The sequence below is a fragment of the Rhodovulum strictum genome, from assembly GCF_009649175.1.
GTDB lineage: Bacteria > Pseudomonadota > Alphaproteobacteria > Rhodobacterales > Rhodobacteraceae > Rhodovulum > Rhodovulum strictum.
Window position 1 is genome coordinate 49,765 of record NZ_WJPO01000004.1, and the last position, 15,920, is coordinate 65,684.

General features: G+C 67.3%; 15 protein-coding genes and 1 pseudogene. 9 read left to right on the forward strand and 7 right to left on the reverse strand.

What is annotated here, in order from left to right:
• Window positions 1-4: 4 nt before the first annotated feature.
• Window positions 5-1,564: a glutamine-hydrolyzing GMP synthase gene (guaA, locus tag GH815_RS04235; RefSeq protein WP_153747508.1), complete on the forward strand. Its 1,560-nt coding sequence runs from the start codon at window positions 5-7 to the stop codon at window positions 1,562-1,564.
• Window positions 1,565-1,776: 212 nt separating this feature from the next.
• On the opposite strand, the gene GH815_RS04240 is transcribed toward guaA, so the two are convergent.
• From GH815_RS04240 to GH815_RS04250, 3 genes are all read right to left on the reverse strand, one after another.
• Entirely contained in the window at window positions 1,777-3,213 is a 1,437-nt protein-coding gene (locus tag GH815_RS04240; protein WP_153747509.1) for an NAD(P)(+) transhydrogenase (Re/Si-specific) subunit beta, read from the reverse strand.
• A gap of 15 nt (window positions 3,214-3,228) precedes the next feature.
• Entirely contained in the window at window positions 3,229-4,800 is a 1,572-nt protein-coding gene (locus GH815_RS04245; protein WP_343030657.1) for a Re/Si-specific NAD(P)(+) transhydrogenase subunit alpha, read from the reverse strand.
• A gap of 135 nt (window positions 4,801-4,935) precedes the next feature.
• Window positions 4,936-5,391 (reverse strand): methyltransferase family protein, encoded by a 456-nt coding sequence (locus tag GH815_RS04250; protein WP_153747511.1) that lies wholly within the window; start codon window positions 5,389-5,391, stop codon window positions 4,936-4,938.
• Window positions 5,392-5,567: 176 nt separating this feature from the next.
• Between GH815_RS04250 and kynU the strand changes: the two genes are divergently transcribed.
• Together kynU and GH815_RS19135 are read left to right on the forward strand one after the other, a co-directional pair.
• Window positions 5,568-6,761, forward strand: coding sequence for a kynureninase (kynU, locus tag GH815_RS04255; RefSeq protein ID WP_153747512.1), 1,194 nt, complete (start codon window positions 5,568-5,570; stop codon window positions 6,759-6,761).
• Window positions 6,719-7,234 (forward strand): GNAT family N-acetyltransferase, encoded by a 516-nt coding sequence (locus tag GH815_RS19135; protein ID WP_153747513.1) that lies wholly within the window; start codon window positions 6,719-6,721, stop codon window positions 7,232-7,234. Before kynU ends, GH815_RS19135 begins: the two co-directional genes overlap by 43 nt.
• 6 nt (window positions 7,235-7,240) lie before the next feature.
• On the opposite strand, the gene GH815_RS04265 is transcribed toward GH815_RS19135, so the two are convergent.
• From GH815_RS04265 to GH815_RS04275, 3 genes and pseudogenes are all read right to left on the reverse strand, one after another.
• The gene (locus GH815_RS04265) at window positions 7,241-7,660 is read right to left on the reverse strand and encodes a c-type cytochrome (RefSeq protein ID WP_153747514.1); all 420 of its coding nucleotides are present in this window, start codon (window positions 7,658-7,660) and stop codon (window positions 7,241-7,243) included.
• Window positions 7,661-7,772: 112 nt separating this feature from the next.
• A complete protein-coding gene (locus GH815_RS04270; RefSeq protein ID WP_153747515.1) occupies window positions 7,773-8,549 on the reverse strand; it encodes a gamma-glutamyl-gamma-aminobutyrate hydrolase family protein in 777 nt (258 codons plus the stop codon).
• A 76-nt stretch (window positions 8,550-8,625) separates the two neighbouring features.
• Window positions 8,626-8,766 (reverse strand): annotated as a pseudogene (locus tag GH815_RS04275) (DUF2256 domain-containing protein); the annotation flags it as partial.
• Between the two features lie 66 nt (window positions 8,767-8,832).
• On the opposite strand from GH815_RS04275, the gene pepN reads away from it, so the two are divergent.
• The 4 genes from pepN (at window position 8,833) to GH815_RS04295 (ending at window position 14,289) form a co-directional block, all read left to right on the forward strand.
• Window positions 8,833-11,391 (forward strand): aminopeptidase N, encoded by a 2,559-nt coding sequence (gene pepN, locus GH815_RS04280; protein WP_153747516.1) that lies wholly within the window; start codon window positions 8,833-8,835, stop codon window positions 11,389-11,391.
• Between the two features lie 91 nt (window positions 11,392-11,482).
• Complete coding sequence (locus GH815_RS04285) at window positions 11,483-12,358, forward strand: 1-acyl-sn-glycerol-3-phosphate acyltransferase (RefSeq protein WP_153747517.1); 876 nt, start codon at window positions 11,483-11,485, stop codon at window positions 12,356-12,358.
• A 119-nt stretch (window positions 12,359-12,477) separates the two neighbouring features.
• On the forward strand, window positions 12,478-13,800 hold the full coding sequence (locus GH815_RS04290) for an acetamidase/formamidase family protein (RefSeq protein ID WP_153747518.1): 1,323 nt from the start codon (window positions 12,478-12,480) through the stop codon (window positions 13,798-13,800).
• A 90-nt stretch (window positions 13,801-13,890) separates the two neighbouring features.
• Entirely contained in the window at window positions 13,891-14,289 is a 399-nt protein-coding gene (locus tag GH815_RS04295) for an acyl-CoA thioesterase (RefSeq protein ID WP_153747519.1), read from the forward strand.
• A gap of 18 nt (window positions 14,290-14,307) precedes the next feature.
• On the opposite strand, the gene GH815_RS04300 is transcribed toward GH815_RS04295, so the two are convergent.
• Complete coding sequence (locus tag GH815_RS04300; RefSeq protein WP_153747520.1) at window positions 14,308-14,547, reverse strand: Lrp/AsnC ligand binding domain-containing protein; 240 nt, start codon at window positions 14,545-14,547, stop codon at window positions 14,308-14,310.
• 137 nt (window positions 14,548-14,684) lie between these two features.
• Here GH815_RS04300 and hisB point away from each other — a divergent pair, with 137 nt between their 5' ends.
• Window positions 14,685-15,272 carry an imidazoleglycerol-phosphate dehydratase HisB gene (hisB, locus tag GH815_RS04305; protein WP_153747521.1) on the forward strand — a complete coding sequence of 196 codons (588 nt, stop codon included), beginning with the start codon at window positions 14,685-14,687 and terminating at the stop codon, window positions 15,270-15,272.
• A 4-nt stretch (window positions 15,273-15,276) separates the two neighbouring features.
• A complete protein-coding gene (hisH, locus tag GH815_RS04310) occupies window positions 15,277-15,915 on the forward strand; it encodes an imidazole glycerol phosphate synthase subunit HisH (RefSeq protein WP_153747522.1) in 639 nt (212 codons plus the stop codon).
• Window positions 15,916-15,920 lie beyond the last annotated feature (5 nt).

The following is a 15,920-nucleotide window of genomic DNA, read 5'->3' on the forward strand; positions in this document are numbered from 1 at the left end:
GGCCATGACCCAGCATGACCGCCTTCTCATCGTCGATTTCGGAAGCCAGGTGACCCAGCTCATCGCGCGCCGCCTGCGCGAGCTGAACGTCTACTGCGAAATCCATCCCTATCAGAACGTCACCGACGCCTTTCTTGCCGCGTTCGCGCCAAGGGCGGTGATCTTTTCGGGCGGGCCGGATTCGGTGACCCGCGCGGGCAGCCCGCGCCCGCCGCAATCGGTCTACGCCCTGGGCGTTCCGATCCTCGGCATCTGCTACGGCCAGCAGGTGATGATGCAGGATCTCGGCGGGCGGGTCGAGGCGGGCGAACATGCCACCGCAGAATTCGGCCGCGCCTATGTCGAGCAGACGGGCAAGGACGACGATTTCCTGTTCGGCTGGTTCCTTGAGGGCCGGGAACAGGTCTGGATGAGCCATGGCGACCATGTCGCCGAGATCGCGCCGGGCTTTCAGGTTCTGGGCACCTCGCCCGGGGCGCCCTTTGCGATCACCGCCGATCCCGCGCGCCGTTTCTATGCCGTGCAGTTCCACCCCGAGGTGCATCACACCCCGAACGGCCGGACGCTCTACGAGAATTTCATCCGCCTTGCCGGGTTCCGGGGCGACTGGACCATGGGCGCCTATCGCGAGGAAGCGATTGCGAAGATCCGCACGCAGGTCGGCGATGGCAAGGTGATCTGCGGGCTGTCGGGCGGCGTGGATTCCTCGGTGGCCGCCGTGCTGATCCACGAGGCGATCGGCGATCAGTTGACCTGCGTCTTCGTCGATCATGGCCTGTTGCGCCAGAACGAGGCGGCCGAGGTCGTCGCGATGTTCCGCGACCATTACAACATCCCGCTGATCCATGCCGATGAAAGCGATCTGTTCCTTGGCGCGCTCGACGGCGTTTCCGACCCCGAGGTGAAGCGCAAGACCATCGGCAAGCTGTTCATCGACGTGTTCCAGAAACACGCGGCCGAGGTGGGCGGCGCCGAATTCCTGGCGCAGGGCACGCTGTACCCGGATGTCATCGAGTCGGTCAGCTTTTCGGGCGGCCCCTCGGTCACGATCAAGTCGCATCACAACGTGGGTGGCCTGCCCGAGAAGATGGGCCTGAAACTCGTGGAACCCTTGCGCGAGCTGTTCAAGGACGAGGTGCGCGCGCTGGGCCACGAACTGGGCCTGCCCGCCAGCTTCATCGGCCGCCACCCCTTCCCCGGCCCCGGCCTTGCCATCCGCTGCCCCGGCGAGATCACCCGCGAAAAGCTGGAGATCCTGCGCAAGGCCGATGCGGTCTATATCGACCAGATCCGCCGCCACGGGCTTTACGACGAGATCTGGCAGGCATTCGTCGCGCTGCTGCCCGTGCGCACCGTCGGCGTGATGGGCGACGGGCGGACCTATGACTATGCCTGCGCGCTGCGCGCCGTGACGTCCGTGGACGGCATGACCGCGGATTACTACCCGTTCAGCCACGACTTCCTGTCCGAGACAGCAACGCGCATCATCAACGAGGTCAAGGGCATCAACCGCGTGACCTACGACATCACCTCGAAGCCGCCCGGCACCATCGAGTGGGAATGACGCAGAATTCGGGCCAGCCCGTCACCGGGCTGGCCTGAGCGTCACCCGGCCCCTTTTATCAAGCACCCCCCAGACGCGCCCGCAGCGGCAGCGCCGGTCCCATTCACGACCGCGCCTGCCGCTGGTCGCGCCCGGTCCAGTTTTCCCACGCCCCCCGAAACGCAGAACGCCCCGCCAAGGGGCGGGGCGTTCGCGATGCGGTCTTGCGGCGCTCAGCGCAGATGCGAGAGCAGCTTTTCCAGGCTGTCCTTGGCATCGCCATAGAACATCCGCGTGTTCTCCTTGTAGAATAGCGGGTTCTCGATGCCCGAATAGCCGGTGCCCTGGCCACGTTTCGACACGAAGACCTGCTTGGCCTTCCAGACTTCCAGAACCGGCATCCCCGCGATGGGCGAATTCGGGTCGTCCTGCGCCGCCGGGTTCACGATGTCGTTCGAGCCGATCACGATGGCAACATCGGTCGAGGGGAAGTCCTCGTTGATCTCGTCCATCTCCAGCACGATGTCATAGGGCACCTTGGCCTCGGCCAGCAGCACGTTCATGTGCCCGGGCAGACGGCCCGCGACCGGGTGAATGGCAAAGCGCACGGTCTTGCCCTGCTTGCGCAGGTGTTCCGTCAGCACCGAAACCGCGTTCTGCGCCTGCGCGACCGCCATGCCATAACCCGGCACGATGATGACACTGTCGGCATCGTCCAGCGCCGCGGCTACGCCCTCGGCGTCGATGGCGATCATCTCGCCCTCGACCGCCGCCGCGGGGCCGCCCGTGCCGCCGAAGCCGCCCAGGATCACGCTGACGAAATGCCGGTTCATCGCGCGGCACATGATGTAGGACAGGATCGCACCGGACGAGCCCACCAGCGCACCGACCACGATCAAGAGGTCATTGCCGAGGCTGAAGCCGATCGCCGCCGCCGCCCAGCCCGAATAGGAGTTGAGCATCGAGACCACCACCGGCATGTCGGCGCCGCCGATGCCCATGATCAGGTGATAGCCGATGAACAGCGCCAACAGCGTCATCAGGAACAGCGCCAGGAAGCCGCCGCCCTGGAAGTACCAGACCGCCGTCACCACCGACAGGATCGCCGCGGTGGCGTTCAGCAGATGCCCGCCGGGCAGTTTCTTGGCGGCCGTGTTCACCTTGCCCGCCAGCTTGCCATAGGCAACCACCGACCCGGTGAACGTCACCGCCCCGATCCAGATCCCCAGCACCAGTTCGACGCGCAGGATGTTGATCTCGACCGGCGTCTTCTTGGCGACGATCGCGGCAAAGCCGTTGGCCAGCGCCGCACGGGCCTCGTCGGTCATGGCCAGAACGCGGGTCAGTTCGATATCTGCGTTGAAGCCGACGAAGACCGCCGCAAGGCCGACCAGCGAGTGCATGATCGCCACAAGCTCGGGCATCTGCGTCATCTGCACCCGCGTCGCAAGCTGGTAGCCGATGACCGCGCCGCCCGCGATCAGGATCAGCGAGAGCACCCAAAGCCCCTGCCCCGGCCCGACCAGCGTCGAGACCACCGCAAGCGCCATGCCGACGATGCCGTACCAGATCGCGCGCTTGGCGCTTTCCTGTCCGCTCAACCCGCCCAGCGCGAGGATGAAGAGGACAGCCGCGACCACATAGGCCGCTGTCGTGAAGCCGAAATCCATTGTCCCCATCCCTCTTTACGATTTCTGGAACATGGCGAGCATGCGCCGTGTCACGAGGAAGCCACCGAAGATGTTGATCGACGCCATGAAGATCGCGAGGATCGAGAGCAGGATCACCAGATAGGATCCCGATCCGATCTGCATCAACGCGCCCAGGATGATGATCGACGAGATGGCGTTGGTGATCGCCATCAGCGGCGTGTGCAGCGAGTGCGAGACGTTCCAGATCACCTGGAAGCCGACGAAGACCGCCAGCACGAACACGATGAAATGCTGCATGAAGCTGGCCGGCGCCACAAGGCCCACGGCCAGCAACAGCGCACCGCCCCCGGCCAGCAGGCCGACCTGGGTCAGCGTCTGCTTGCGGAAGGCCGCGATTTCCTTGGCCCGCTTTTCCTCGGGCGTCAGTTCCTTCGGCTTTTCCTTCTTCGGCGCGGCGGCAATCGCCTTCACCTTGGGCGGCGGCGGCGGGAAGGTGATGTCGCCCTGATAGGTGACGGTCGCGCCGCGGATCACGTCATCCTCCATGTTGTGCACGACCTTGCCGTCCTTGCCGGGCGTCAGGTCGGTCATCATGTGGCGGATGTTGTTGGAATAAAGCGTAGAGGATTGCGTCGCCATGCGGCTGGGGAAGTCGGTATAGCCGACGATGGTGACGCCGTTCGCGGTGACGATCTTCTTGTGCGGCACCGTCAGGTCGCAGTTCCCGCCCCGCTCGGCCGCCAGATCGACCACGACCGAGCCGGGCTTCATCGCCGCCACCATGTCCTCGGTCCAGAGCTTGGGCGCGGGCTGGCCGGGGATCAGCGCGGTGGTGATGACGATATCCATCTCGGGCGCCAGTTCGCGGAACTTCTCCAGCTGCTTGGCGCGGAATTCCGGGCTCGACGGCTTGGCATAGCCCCCCGTCTCGGCACCGTCCTGGCTGTCCTGGAAATCGAGATAGACGAACTCGGCGCCCATCGATTCGATCTGCTCGGCCACTTCGGGACGCACGTCAAAGGCATGGACGATGGCACCCAGCGAGGTCGCCGTGCCGATCGCGGCCAGACCGGCCACACCGGCCCCCACGATCAGCACCTTGGCCGGGGGCACCTTGCCCGCCGCGGTCACCTGGCCGGTGAAGAAGCGGCCGAAATTGTTGCCCGCCTCGATCACCGCGCGATAGCCCGCGATATTCGCCATCGAGGACAGCGCGTCCATCTTCTGCGCGCGCGAGATTCGCGGCACCATGTCCATCGCCAGGACATTCGCGCCCCGGTCCTTGCAGCGCTGCAACAGCGCCTCGTTCTGGGCAGGCCAGAAGAAGCTGATAAGCGTCTGGCCCTTGCGCAGGTTGTCGGCCTCGGTCTCGGACGGCTCGCGCACCTTGACCACGATATCGGCCGCCTGCCACAGCGCGGCGGCCGAATGAACGACCTCGACCCCGGCCTTCTGATAGGCGGAATCGGAGAATCCCGCCTTTTCCCCCGCGCCGGTCTCGATCAGGCAGCTATAGCCCAGCTTTTGCAGCTGGAGCGCGCTGTCCGGGGTCATGGCCACGCGGGCCTCGCCCTCGAATATCTCCTTGGGTGCGCCGATCTTCACGTTGTCTGTCCCCTCTCTCAGGCGACGGGACCCGAGGGCCCCGCGTCAAGTCGCAGTCTCTTACCATCGCGCAATTAAGTTTCACAAGCGCATCGCCAAGGATTCCGGAACTCATCCTTTGGTCGCAGCGTCGCATCACAACCAGCGGCGTACCCGGCCGCAATAGGCGTCGAAGGCGGTGCCGAAATGCGCGCGCAGCAGCGTCTCTTCATGGCGGATGAATCGCGCCTCGATCACCTTCACGAAAAGCGGCACCAGGATCAGGCTGGGCAGCGCATCCCAGATCAGGATCAGCCCCAGCAGGATCGCGACATCGGCCAGGTAGATCGGGTTGCGCGAGAACCGGTAAAGCCCGGTGGTGACCAGTGTATCGGGCCGCATGCGCGGGATCAGCGAGGTGCGCGCCAGCAGGAACTGGAGCGCCGCCCAGCCCATGACGGCCAGTCCCGCACCGACCAGCCCGGTGCCGATCACATCGCCCGCCCGCCCGGTGACCTCCATCGGGAAAAGCCGCGCCTGCAGCCAGGCCAGCGCGGCGAACAGGGCCAGCCAGACCGGCGGCAGTTCGACATGATGAATAAGCCGTTTCATGGCAGCCTTCCGCCCATGCGGCGTCCCTGCAACAGTGCCGCGGTTTTCCGCCCTGCCGGACCGCGACAGGACGTGACCTGCCCCCTCTACCCGCCCCGCGCCGCACCGATCAAGGACAGATCGCCCCCTTGCGCGCCAGCCCGCCCGCGGGCAAGGCTGACCGCAAGGAGAGCCCGATGACCGATTTCGTCGCCACACGCAAACTGTTCCACCTGCCCCGGGGTGTGATCTATCTAGACGGCAATTCGCTGGGTCCGATGCCCGTTGCCGCCGCCGACAGGGTCGCGCAGACCATGCGCGAGGAATGGGGCGAGATGCTGATCGGCGGCTGGAACAAGGCGGGCTGGATGGCGCAGCCGCGCGCGCTGGGCGACCGCCTGGGCCGGCTGATCGGGGCCGAACCGGGCAGCGTGGTGCTGGGCGACACGCTTTCGGTCAAGGTCTACCAGGCGCTTGCCGCGGCGCTCGAGATGCGGCCAGACCGGCGCGTTATCCTCAGCGATTCCGGTAACTTCCCGACCGACCTTTACATGGCCGAGGGGCTGATCGCCGGGCTTGGCCGCGGCCATCAACTGGTCACCGTCGCGCCCGAGGCGGTCGAGGACCGGATCGGCCCGGATGTCGCGGTGCTGATGCTGACCGAGGTGGATTACCGCACCGGCCGGCGCCACGACATGGTGCGGCTGACCCGCGCGGCACATGACGCGGGCGCGCTGGTGCTCTGGGATCTGGCCCATTCCGCCGGGGCCTTTCCGGTCGATCTGGCGGGTGCGGGGGCCGATTTCGCCGCCGGTTGCACCTACAAGTACCTCAACGCAGGCCCCGGCGCGCCAGCCTTCATCTATGTCGCCCCCCGCTATCAGGACGATGCGCGCCCCGCGCTGTCAGGCTGGCTGGGCCATGCCGCGCCCTTTGCCTTCGAACCCGCCTACCGCCCCGGCGCGGGCATAGAACGGATGCGCGTCGGCACGCCGCCCGTGTTGCAGATGGCCGCGCTGGAGGCCGCGCTCGATATCTGGGACGGCGTCGACATGGCCGCGCTGCGCGCCCGCTCGGTCGAACTGACCGAGCTGTTCATCGCGCTGGTCGAGCCGCGCTGCCCCGAACTGCACCTTGCCACCCCGCGCGACCCGGACCAGCGCGGCAGCCAGGTTTCGTTCCGCTTCCCCGACGGTTATGCGGCCATGCAGGCCCTGATCGCGCGCGGCGTGATCGGCGATTTCCGCGCACCCGACATCATGCGCTTCGGCTTCGCCCCTCTCTATATCGGCGAGGACGAGGTGCGCCGCGCCGCCGATATCCTGGCCGATGTGATGGAGAACAGGCTGTGGGACGACACCGCCTATCATGTCCGCGCGGCCGTGACCTGATCGCGCCCCGGCTGCGCCTGCGCCCGGCCCGGCAAGGCGACGGGGCGGCTGCACATGCGGTTTTCTATGCCGCTGTCCATCACGGCACATCCGCCGCCTATGGCCCCGAGGAACGCGCCGCCTGGGCCCCCTCGCCCGAGCCCGCCCCGGGCTGGGAGGAACGGCTGCTGGCCGGAACAACCCTTCTGGCCGAGGCCGGACGGAACATCGTGGGCTTCATGACGCTGGAGGCCGACGGCCATCTTGAATTCGCCTATGTCGCGCCCGACCGGATGGGCCAGGGCATCGGCGCAGCGCTGCATGACGCAATCTTGGCGACGGCGCGCAAGGCCGGGCTGGAGCTATTGACCACCGAGGCCAGCCTGATCGCCCGGCCCTTCTACGCCCGCCACGGCTGGCGCGAGACCGGCCGCCAGAGCGTCATCCGCCACGGCATCGCCCTGACGAATTTCCGCATGGAACTGGCGCTTTGACGCCGCTCAATGGATGCCGTTCGCGCGCTGCACCTCGCGCACGAAGGCGATGATCGCGGCGATCTCGTCATCGCTGACGCCAGGCACCGGGGGCATGTCGCCGAACGGCCAGTGATGCGCGACAACGCCGCGCCGCGCGGCCATCCAGAACGCCATGTCGCCATGATGCGAGGGTTCATAGACGCGGTGAATCAGCGGCGGCCCGAGGCCCAGCCGCCCTCCGGCATCGGGACCATGGCATTCTGCGCAGTTCCGGCCAAAGGCCGCCTGCCCGGCCTGCGCCATGTCGCTCAGCCCGGGCAGGGACACCTGAACCATCGCTCGGGGCTCGACCGGCGCGGGCGTCTGGCCGAAAGGCACCATCGACACCGCCGCCAGCGCGACCAGCGCCACAGCCCCCATCCCCGCGATCCACCAGCGTCGCATCCGCCCTCCATTGTTCGACCGAACCAGCTTGGGCCTTCCAGCAGGTGGAACCTCAAGTCACAGCAGCGTGTGCCCTGATCTTCTTCTTGGAAAAAATACCCGATGCACCGGCTCAGGCCAGGCGCCGCACCGAAGGGCAATGCCCCGTCGCCCAGGCCGCCACCGCCTGCCCGAACGCCTCGAACAGAGGGCGCGAGACCGGATCGCAGGCGGCCTTGTACTCGGGATGCCATTGCACCGCGAGGGCAAAGCCCGCCGCCCCCTCGACATGCAGCGCCTCGGGCGTGCCGTCGGGCGCCCAGCCCTCGATCAGGATGCGCGCGCCGGGCGACTTGATCCCCTGCCCGTGCAGCGTGTTGGTCATCACCTCGGTTGCGCCCAGCAGCCGGTGAAAGATGCCGCCTTCGGTGAATGTCACCTTGTGGCGCAGGGCGAATTTCTCCTCCAGCGTGCCATCGGGCGGCATCCGGTGATTCATCCGCCCCGGCAGATCGCGGATCTCGGGGTACAACGATCCGCCCAGCGCCACGTTCACCTCCTGAAAGCCGCGGCAGATCGCAAAGAACGGCTGCCCGCGCTCGACCAGCGCGCGGATCAGCGGCAGCGCGATCGCATCGCGCGCCCGGTCGAACGCGCCATGCGCTTCGGTCGCGGCCTCGCCATATTCCTCGGGATGGACGTTCGGCCGCCCGCCGGTGAACAGGAAGCCGTCGAAACTGTCCAGCAACTCGGGCACCGAGACGAAGCGCGGATCGGCCGGGATCAGCAACGGCAGCGCGCCCGCCACCTCGGCCACGGCCTCGGAATTCATCGTGCCGCCGGCATGGGCGGGGTATTCATCGTTGATGAGATAACTGTTGCCGATGATGCCGACCCGAGGGCGCGCCATGATGTCCTCATCTCCGGGGTTTGCCACAGGATATAGCGCTTTCGGTCCGAGGTGAAGGCCCGGCCCCCTTCCCCTTGCCCCGCGCACCCCGGCAGCGGTCCGAGCAATAGCGCACCTCCGCCCAGTCGCGGGCCCATTTCCGCCGCCACGCAAAGGGCCGCCCGCAACAGGCGCAGGTCTTGACCGGCAGATCGCCCTTCCGACGCATGCCCGCCATCAAATCCCCCATCTTGCAGCCGCCGCGCCACAAGTTAGGTCTTGGGCAGCCGAAGTGGAGATCGCGATGAAAGATACCGCCCCGCAGCCCGTCCACCTGCATGACTACACGCCCCCCGCCTACCTGATCGACCGGGTCGAACTGGCGTTCCGGCTGCACCCGACCGCGACACGGGTGCGCGCGCGCATCGCCTTCCGGCCGAACCCGGATGTGGGCGACCGGCGGTTCTTTCTGCATGGCGAGGGGCTTGCGCTGATCTCGGCCGCAATCGACGGCAGCCCGGTCACGCCCGACATCACCGCCGAGGGGCTAAGCTGTGCCGTGCCCGACATCCCCTTTACCTGGGAGGCCGAAGTCGAGATCGCGCCGCAGGAAAATACATCTCTCGAAGGGCTTTACATGTCGAACGGCATGTATTGCACGCAATGCGAGGCGGAAGGCTTTCGCAAGATTACCTATTATCCAGACCGCCCCGATGTGATGGCGCCCTTCCGCGTGCGGATCGACAGCGATCTGCCGGTTCTTCTGTCGAACGGAAACCCCGTTGCCAGCGGTCCGGGCTGGGCCGAATGGGACGATCCCTGGCCGAAGCCCGCCTATCTGTTCGCGCTGGTGGCGGGCGATCTGGTGGCGACCTCGGGCAGTTTCACCACCTGCGAGGGGCGCAAGGTGGCGCTGAATGTCTGGGTCCGTCCCGCCGACCAGGGCAAGGCGGATTACGCGCTCGATGCCCTTGTCCGGTCGATGAAATGGGATGAGGATGTCTATGCAAGGGCTTACGATCTGGACGTTTTCAACATCGTCGCCGTGGATGATTTCAACATGGGCGCGATGGAGAACAAGGGGCTGAACATCTTCAACTCGCGCTATGTGCTTGCCAGCCCCGAAACCGCGACGGACCGCGATTACGAGAATATCGAGCGCATCATCGCGCACGAGTATTTCCACAACTGGACCGGCAACCGCATCACCTGCCGCGACTGGTTCCAGCTTTGCCTGAAAGAGGGGCTGACGGTGTTCCGCGACCAGCAATTCGCGGGCGACGCGCGCTCCCACGCGGTCAAGCGCATCGAGGATGTGCTGACGCTGCGCACCCGCCAGTTCCGCGAGGATGCAGGGCCGCTTGCGCATCCGGTCCGGCCCGAAAGCTATACAGAGATCAACAACTTCTACACCGCAACGGTCTATGAGAAGGGCGCCGAACTGATCGGGATGCTGCGCCGTTTGGTCGGGCCTGCGGGCTATGACACGGCGCTGGCGCTGTATTTCGACCGCCATGACGGACAGGCCGCGACCATCGAGGATTGGCTGACGGTGTTCGAGGACGCGACCGGGCGCGACCTGAGCCAGTTCAAGCGCTGGTATTCGCAGGCAGGCACCCCGCGGCTGCGCGTGAGGGATCACTTCAAGGACGGCACCTATATCCTTCATGTAGAACAGGAAACGCCGCCAACCCCCGGCCAGCCCGAGAAGCTGCCGCAGGTGATCCCGCTGGCCGTCGGGCTGTTGTCGCCCAATGGCGACGAGGTGGTGCCGACCACGGTGCTTGAGGTGACCGAACCCGCGCAATCCTTCCGGTTCGAGGGGCTTGCGGCAAAGCCCGTCCCCTCTCTTCTGCGCGGCTTCTCGGCCCCGGTGATCCTGAGCCGCGAGACCAGCGCCGAGGAACGCGCCTTCCTGCTGGCCCATGACACCGATCCGTTCAACAAGTGGGAGGCAGGCCGGGCGCTGGCCCGCGACGTTCTGGTGGCGATGGTCACCCGGGGCGCGCCGCCCGCGCCTGCCTATCTGGACGCGCTGGCCGCCATGGCGCGGGACGAGGCGCTGGACCCGGCCTTCCGCGCGCTGGCGCTGGGCCTGCCGGGCGAGGACGAGCTGGCCGAGGAGGTGCACAGCCGCGGCATCACGCCCGACCCGCTGGCGATCCATGCCGCGCGCAAGCGGCTGAAATCGGCGGTCGCGGCGCATCTGCAACCGCTCTGGACCCCGCTTTACGAGCAGATGACCTGCCCCGGCCCCTATTCGCCCGGCGCCGCCGATGCGGGCCGCCGCGCGCTGCGACTGGCGGCGCTGGGCCATATCGCGCGGCTTGACCATGGCATGCGGGCGCAGGCGCATTTCACGGGCGCGAACAACATGACCGACGAACTGGGCGCGCTGGCGATCCTGCTGGAGGTCGGCGCGGGCGAGGAGGAACTGGCGCGGTTCGAGCGGCGCTGGGCGCATGACCGGCTGGTGATGGACAAGTGGTTCGCGCTGCAAACCTCGCTCGCCGCACCCGAGACCGCCGCCCTTCGCACGAGGAAACTGACGGAGCATCCAGATTTCCAATGGAAAAACCCCAACCGCTTCCGCGCGGTGATCGGCGGGTTCACGATGAATGCGGCGGGCTTTCACGATCCTTCGGGCGCGGGCTACGATCTGGTGGCAGACTGGCTGATCCGGCTTGATGCGGTCAACCCGCAGACCGCGGCGCGCATGTCCACCGCCTTCGAGACCTGGACGCGCTACGACGACGCCCGGCAGGCCAGGGCGCAGGCCGCGCTGGAACGGATCGCGGCGCGCGCGGGGCTGAGCCGCGACATGGGCGAGATGGTGGGCCGGTTGCTGGCGGCCGGGCGGTAAGCCGCCGGGCAGGGCCGAATCGCTTTGACGGGGCCGGGGCAAATCGGCTCTGCTGTCACTGCAACGTCATGCGGGCATGGTGGGAAGGCGCATGCAGGACCGAATCGATCCCCTGATCGCGGAACGGGCACCGTGGCTTTTCGCCAACCACCCGTGGAGCGCGCCTGCGCGCCGGATTCTGAACAGCGCGCTGGGCTATCCGCGCACCGTGGCGCTGGGCGAGGTTCTGCAACCCCACCCCGCCCCGGTCATCATGGACGAGATGGCCCGCCTGCTGGCGCGCGACGTGCGCGCCACCGGGCTTGACAACATTCCCGCCTCGGGCCCGGCGCTGATCGTGGCGAACCATCCCACCGGCATCGCCGACGGGATCATGCTGTGGAGCCTGTTGCGCGAGCGGCGGCCCGATCTGTTCTTCTACGCCAATCGCGACATCCTGCGCGTGCTGCCGCAGATGGAAGACATCATTGCCCCCGTGGAATGGCGCGCGGAAAAGCGCAGCCACGGCAAGACGCGCGAGACCATGGCCTATACCCGCACCGCGATCGAGGCCGGGCGGCTGGGTATCATCTTTCCCTCGGGGCGGCTGGCCAAGCGGCGCGGGCTCAGCCTGCATGAACGGCCCTGGATGGCCTCGGCGGCGATGATCGCGCGCAAGTTCGACCTGCCGGTGATCCCGGTCAATATCCGCGCGCGCAATTCGGCGCTGTTCTACCTGTTCGACCTGATCCACCCCACCTTGCGCGACATCACGCTGTTCCACGAAACACTGAACAAGGCCCGCCAACCCTACCGGATGAGCGTGGGCACCCCGATCCCGGCCGCCGCGCTGCCGCTGCGCTCGGAGGACGGGATCGAGATGCTGCGTGCCGCAACGCTGGCGCTGGGCGGCCGCCACGCGCCCCGGGTCAGCCTGTTGCAGGTCACACGCCGGCCGGGCCGGGTGAAGACGACGGTTCCGGGCTAGGGTCGGGGCGCGCGGGCGGGACCGATCCCGCGCGCGGCCCGGCTTTGCGGCCCCGAGGCGTCGACAATCCGCCGGGCCGCCCCTACCTTTCTCGTGGAACCGCAAGGGAGGATGCCGACATGGCCGATGGAACCCCGAAGACGACCGCCGCCTGCCGCAGCGTGGTGGTGCATGGCTTCACCAACAGCGTGCTCGATCCCGACGCGCCGATGCTGGGTCCGCTCGAGAATGGCGGCACGATCATCGCCAACACGGCACCGGGCTGCTGGGGGCCGATGATCACGCCCAGCCTGCGCGGCGGGCATGAGGTGACGCAACCCGTCGCGGTCGCGGGGGCCGAGCCCGGTGATGCCGTGGCAATCCGCATCCGCGACATTACCGTGACCTCGATTGCCACCGCCTCGGGCCATGACAGCTCGCCCGAGGGGTTCTGCCTGGGCGATCCCTATGTCGCCGCGCGCTGCCCGACCTGCGACCGGGTCTGGCCCGAAACCCATGTCGAGGGGATCGGCCAGGACGCGGTGAAATGCGATGGCTGCGGCAATCCGATGACGCCCTTCCGCATCGTGCATGGCTATACCGTCACCTTCGACGAAACCCGCGCGGTCGGCCTGACCCTGCCGCAACCCGCGGCCGAGAAGATCGCGCATGCGGCTGACCATTACGCCGCGCTGCCCGACGAAAGCCGCCAGCATTCGATCCTGGTCTATGCGCCCTCCGACATGCCCGGCGCGCTGGTGCGGATGCGGCCCTTTCTGGGTCAACTGGGCACCTGCCCGTCCAAGGCGATGCCCGACAGCCACAATGCGGGCGATTTCGGCGCGTTCCTCGTGGGGGCGCCGCATGCCTATGCGATCACGGCCGAGGAACTGGCGCAGCACAAGACCGACGGGCACATGGATATCGACGCGGTGCGCCCCGGCGCGATCCTGGTCTGCCCGGTCAAGGTGCCGGGCGCGGGCATCTACATGGGCGACATGCATGCCGGTCAGGGCGATGGCGAGATCGCGGGCCACACGATGGATGTGGCGGGCAGCGTGACCTTGCAGGTCGAACTGGTCAAGGACTACCCCATCGACGGGCCGGTGCTGTTCCCGCTGGTCGAGGATCTGCCGCCGCTTGCCCGCCCCTTCACGACCGAGGAAAAGGCCAAGGGCGCGCGGCTTGCCGCGCAATGGGGCGTCGAGCGGCTGGAAGAGGTCGCGCCGGTCTCGGTGATCGGGACGGCGGCGAACCTGAACGACGCGATTGCGAACGGGCTTGAGCGGGCGGCGAAACTGCTGGGGCTGAGCGTGCCCGAGATACGCAACCGCGCCACGATCAACGGCGCGATCGAGATCGGCCGCGCGCCCGGCGTGATCCAGGTGACCTTCCTTGCCCCGCTCGACCGGCTCGACGCGGTGGGGCTGGGCGGCTACGCGCGCGAACAATACAACCTCTGATCCGATGCGGCCGCGCGGGGCGTCTTTTCCCCGCGCGGTCCAGCCGCTATAGGGCGCGAAAGCCTGCCAGCCAGAAGGAGAGCGCGCCCCATGCCAGACCTGAGCCCCGAAAACGGCGAGCCGGTGATCCGGACCATCGCCATGCCGGCCGATACCAACCCCTCGGGCGACATCTTCGGCGGCTGGCTGATGGCGCAGATGGACCTTGCCGCAGGCAGCGTGGCCGCCCGCGTGGCCCGCGGCCGCGCCGCAACCATCGCGGTGGACGGGATGCAGTTCCTCAAGCCCGTGAAGGTCGGCGACGAGGTGACGCTTTACGCCAAGCTCGTCGCGGTCGGGCGCAGTTCGATGAAGATCGAGGTCCGCGCCTGGCACCGCCCGCGCTGCCAGGAATGGAGCGAACAGGTCACCAAGGGCATCTTCACCTTCGTCGCCATCGACGAAACCGGCCGGGCACGCCCCGTGCCGACCCAGGATATCGAGGTCTGAGGCCCGCCGCGCCCCGTCTCAGAACGCCTTGAAGGTCAGCGTCGTCAGCGAGCGTTCGATCCCCGGCACGTCAAGTAGCCGGTCATTGATGAACTTGCCCACATCCTCGCCCTCGGGGATGTAGAGCTTCAGCAGCAGGTCATAGACCCCGCTGGTCGAGTAAAGCTCGGAATGGATCTCGCGCAGGACGATCTCCTCGGCCACCTCATAGGTCTTGCCCGGGCGGCAGCGCAGTTGCACGAAGACACAGGTGGACATCTTTCGGCTCCTCTCGGCGTGGTGGCCAGACCCTATTGAGGCCGCCCCGCCCCGGCAAGCGGCAAAAGCCGCGCCCGGGGCTTGGACAGGACGGGGCCGCGGTGTAAGGGAGGCGCGACAAGCCTAGGGAGGCCCCGATGCGGACAGCGACGATCACGCGCAAGACCGCCGAGACCGATATCTCGGTCGCGGTCAATCTGGACGGCAGCGGCGCCTATCACATGGCGACGGGCGTGGGCTTTTTCGACCACATGCTGGACCAGCTCGCGCGCCATTCGCTGATCGACATGAATGTGCGCTGCGCGGGCGACACCCATATCGACGACCACCATTCGGTCGAGGATGTGGGCATCGCGCTGGGCCAGGCGCTGGCGCAGGCGCTGGGCGACAAGCGCGGCATCCGCCGCTATGGCGCCTGCCTGTTGCCGATGGACGACGCGCTGGTGCGCGCCGCGCTCGATCTGTCGGGGCGGCCTTATCTGGTGTGGAACGTCGACTTCCCGACCGCGAAGATCGGCAGTTTCGACACCGAACTGGTGCGCGAGTTCTTTCAGGCGCTCTCGACCCATGGCGGCATCACGCTGCATGTCGATGCGCTGCACGGGATCAACAGCCACCACATAGCGGAAGCCGCCTTCAAGGCCGTGGCACGCGCCCTGCGCGAGGCGGTCGAGACCGATCCGCGCAAGGCCGACGCGATTCCGTCCACCAAGGGGGCGTTGTAAGCGGATGCTGACCGCCATCGTCGATTACGAGTCGGGCAACCTGCACTCGGCTCAGAAGGCATTCGAGCGGGTCGCGCGCGAAACCGGCGCGGGCGAGGTGATCGTCACCGCCGATCCCGACAGGGTGCGCCGCGCCGACCGCGTGGTGCTGCCGGGCGACGGGGCGTTCCCGGCCTGCCGCCGCGCCCTGTTCGACCATCGCGGCGTCTTCGAGGCGATCGAGGAAGCCGTGGTGACCGGGGGGCGCCCGTTCCTCGGCATCTGCATCGGGATGCAGATGATGGCGGATCGCGGGCTTGAATACGAGGAAACGCCGGGCTTCGGCTGGATCGGCGGCGAGGTGGTGCGCATCGCGCCCGGGGACCGCGCGCTCAAGGTGCCGCATATGGGCTGGAACGATCTGGTGATCGACCGGGCGCATCCGGTGCTGGACGGCATCGCGACCGGCGATCACGCCTATTTCGTCCACTCCTACCATTTCCGCGTGGCCGACCCCGCCGATCTGCTGGCGCATGTCGATTACGCCGGTCCCGTCACCGCCATCGTGGGCCGGGGCACCATGGTCGGCACCCAGTTCCACCCCGAGAAAAGCCAGGCCACCGGGCTTCGGCTGATCGCGAATTTCCTGACCTGGACCCCCTGACGGGG

What these genes read in the sequence shown, in the direction of transcription:
- guaA (WP_153747508.1), top strand. Translation starts at nt 5, where the DNA reads ATGACCCAGCATGACCGCCTTCTCATCGTCGATTTCGGAAGCCAGGTG.
- GH815_RS04240 (WP_153747509.1), bottom strand. Translation starts at nt 3,213, where the DNA reads ATGGATTTCGGCTTCACGACAGCGGCCTATGTGGTCGCGGCTGTCCTC.
- GH815_RS04250 (WP_153747511.1), bottom strand. Translation starts at nt 5,391, where the DNA reads ATGAAACGGCTTATTCATCATGTCGAACTGCCGCCGGTCTGGCTGGCC.
- kynU (WP_153747512.1), top strand. Translation starts at nt 5,568, where the DNA reads ATGACCGATTTCGTCGCCACACGCAAACTGTTCCACCTGCCCCGGGGT.
- GH815_RS04265 (WP_153747514.1), bottom strand. Translation starts at nt 7,660, where the DNA reads ATGCGACGCTGGTGGATCGCGGGGATGGGGGCTGTGGCGCTGGTCGCG.
- GH815_RS04270 (WP_153747515.1), bottom strand. Translation starts at nt 8,549, where the DNA reads ATGGCGCGCCCTCGGGTCGGCATCATCGGCAACAGTTATCTCATCAAC.
- pepN (WP_153747516.1), top strand. Translation starts at nt 8,833, where the DNA reads ATGAAAGATACCGCCCCGCAGCCCGTCCACCTGCATGACTACACGCCC.
- GH815_RS04285 (WP_153747517.1), top strand. Translation starts at nt 11,483, where the DNA reads ATGCAGGACCGAATCGATCCCCTGATCGCGGAACGGGCACCGTGGCTT.
- GH815_RS04290 (WP_153747518.1), top strand. Translation starts at nt 12,478, where the DNA reads ATGGCCGATGGAACCCCGAAGACGACCGCCGCCTGCCGCAGCGTGGTG.
- GH815_RS04295 (WP_153747519.1), top strand. Translation starts at nt 13,891, where the DNA reads ATGCCAGACCTGAGCCCCGAAAACGGCGAGCCGGTGATCCGGACCATC.
- GH815_RS04300 (WP_153747520.1), bottom strand. Translation starts at nt 14,547, where the DNA reads ATGTCCACCTGTGTCTTCGTGCAACTGCGCTGCCGCCCGGGCAAGACC.
- hisB (WP_153747521.1), top strand. Translation starts at nt 14,685, where the DNA reads ATGCGGACAGCGACGATCACGCGCAAGACCGCCGAGACCGATATCTCG.
- hisH (WP_153747522.1), top strand. Translation starts at nt 15,277, where the DNA reads ATGCTGACCGCCATCGTCGATTACGAGTCGGGCAACCTGCACTCGGCT.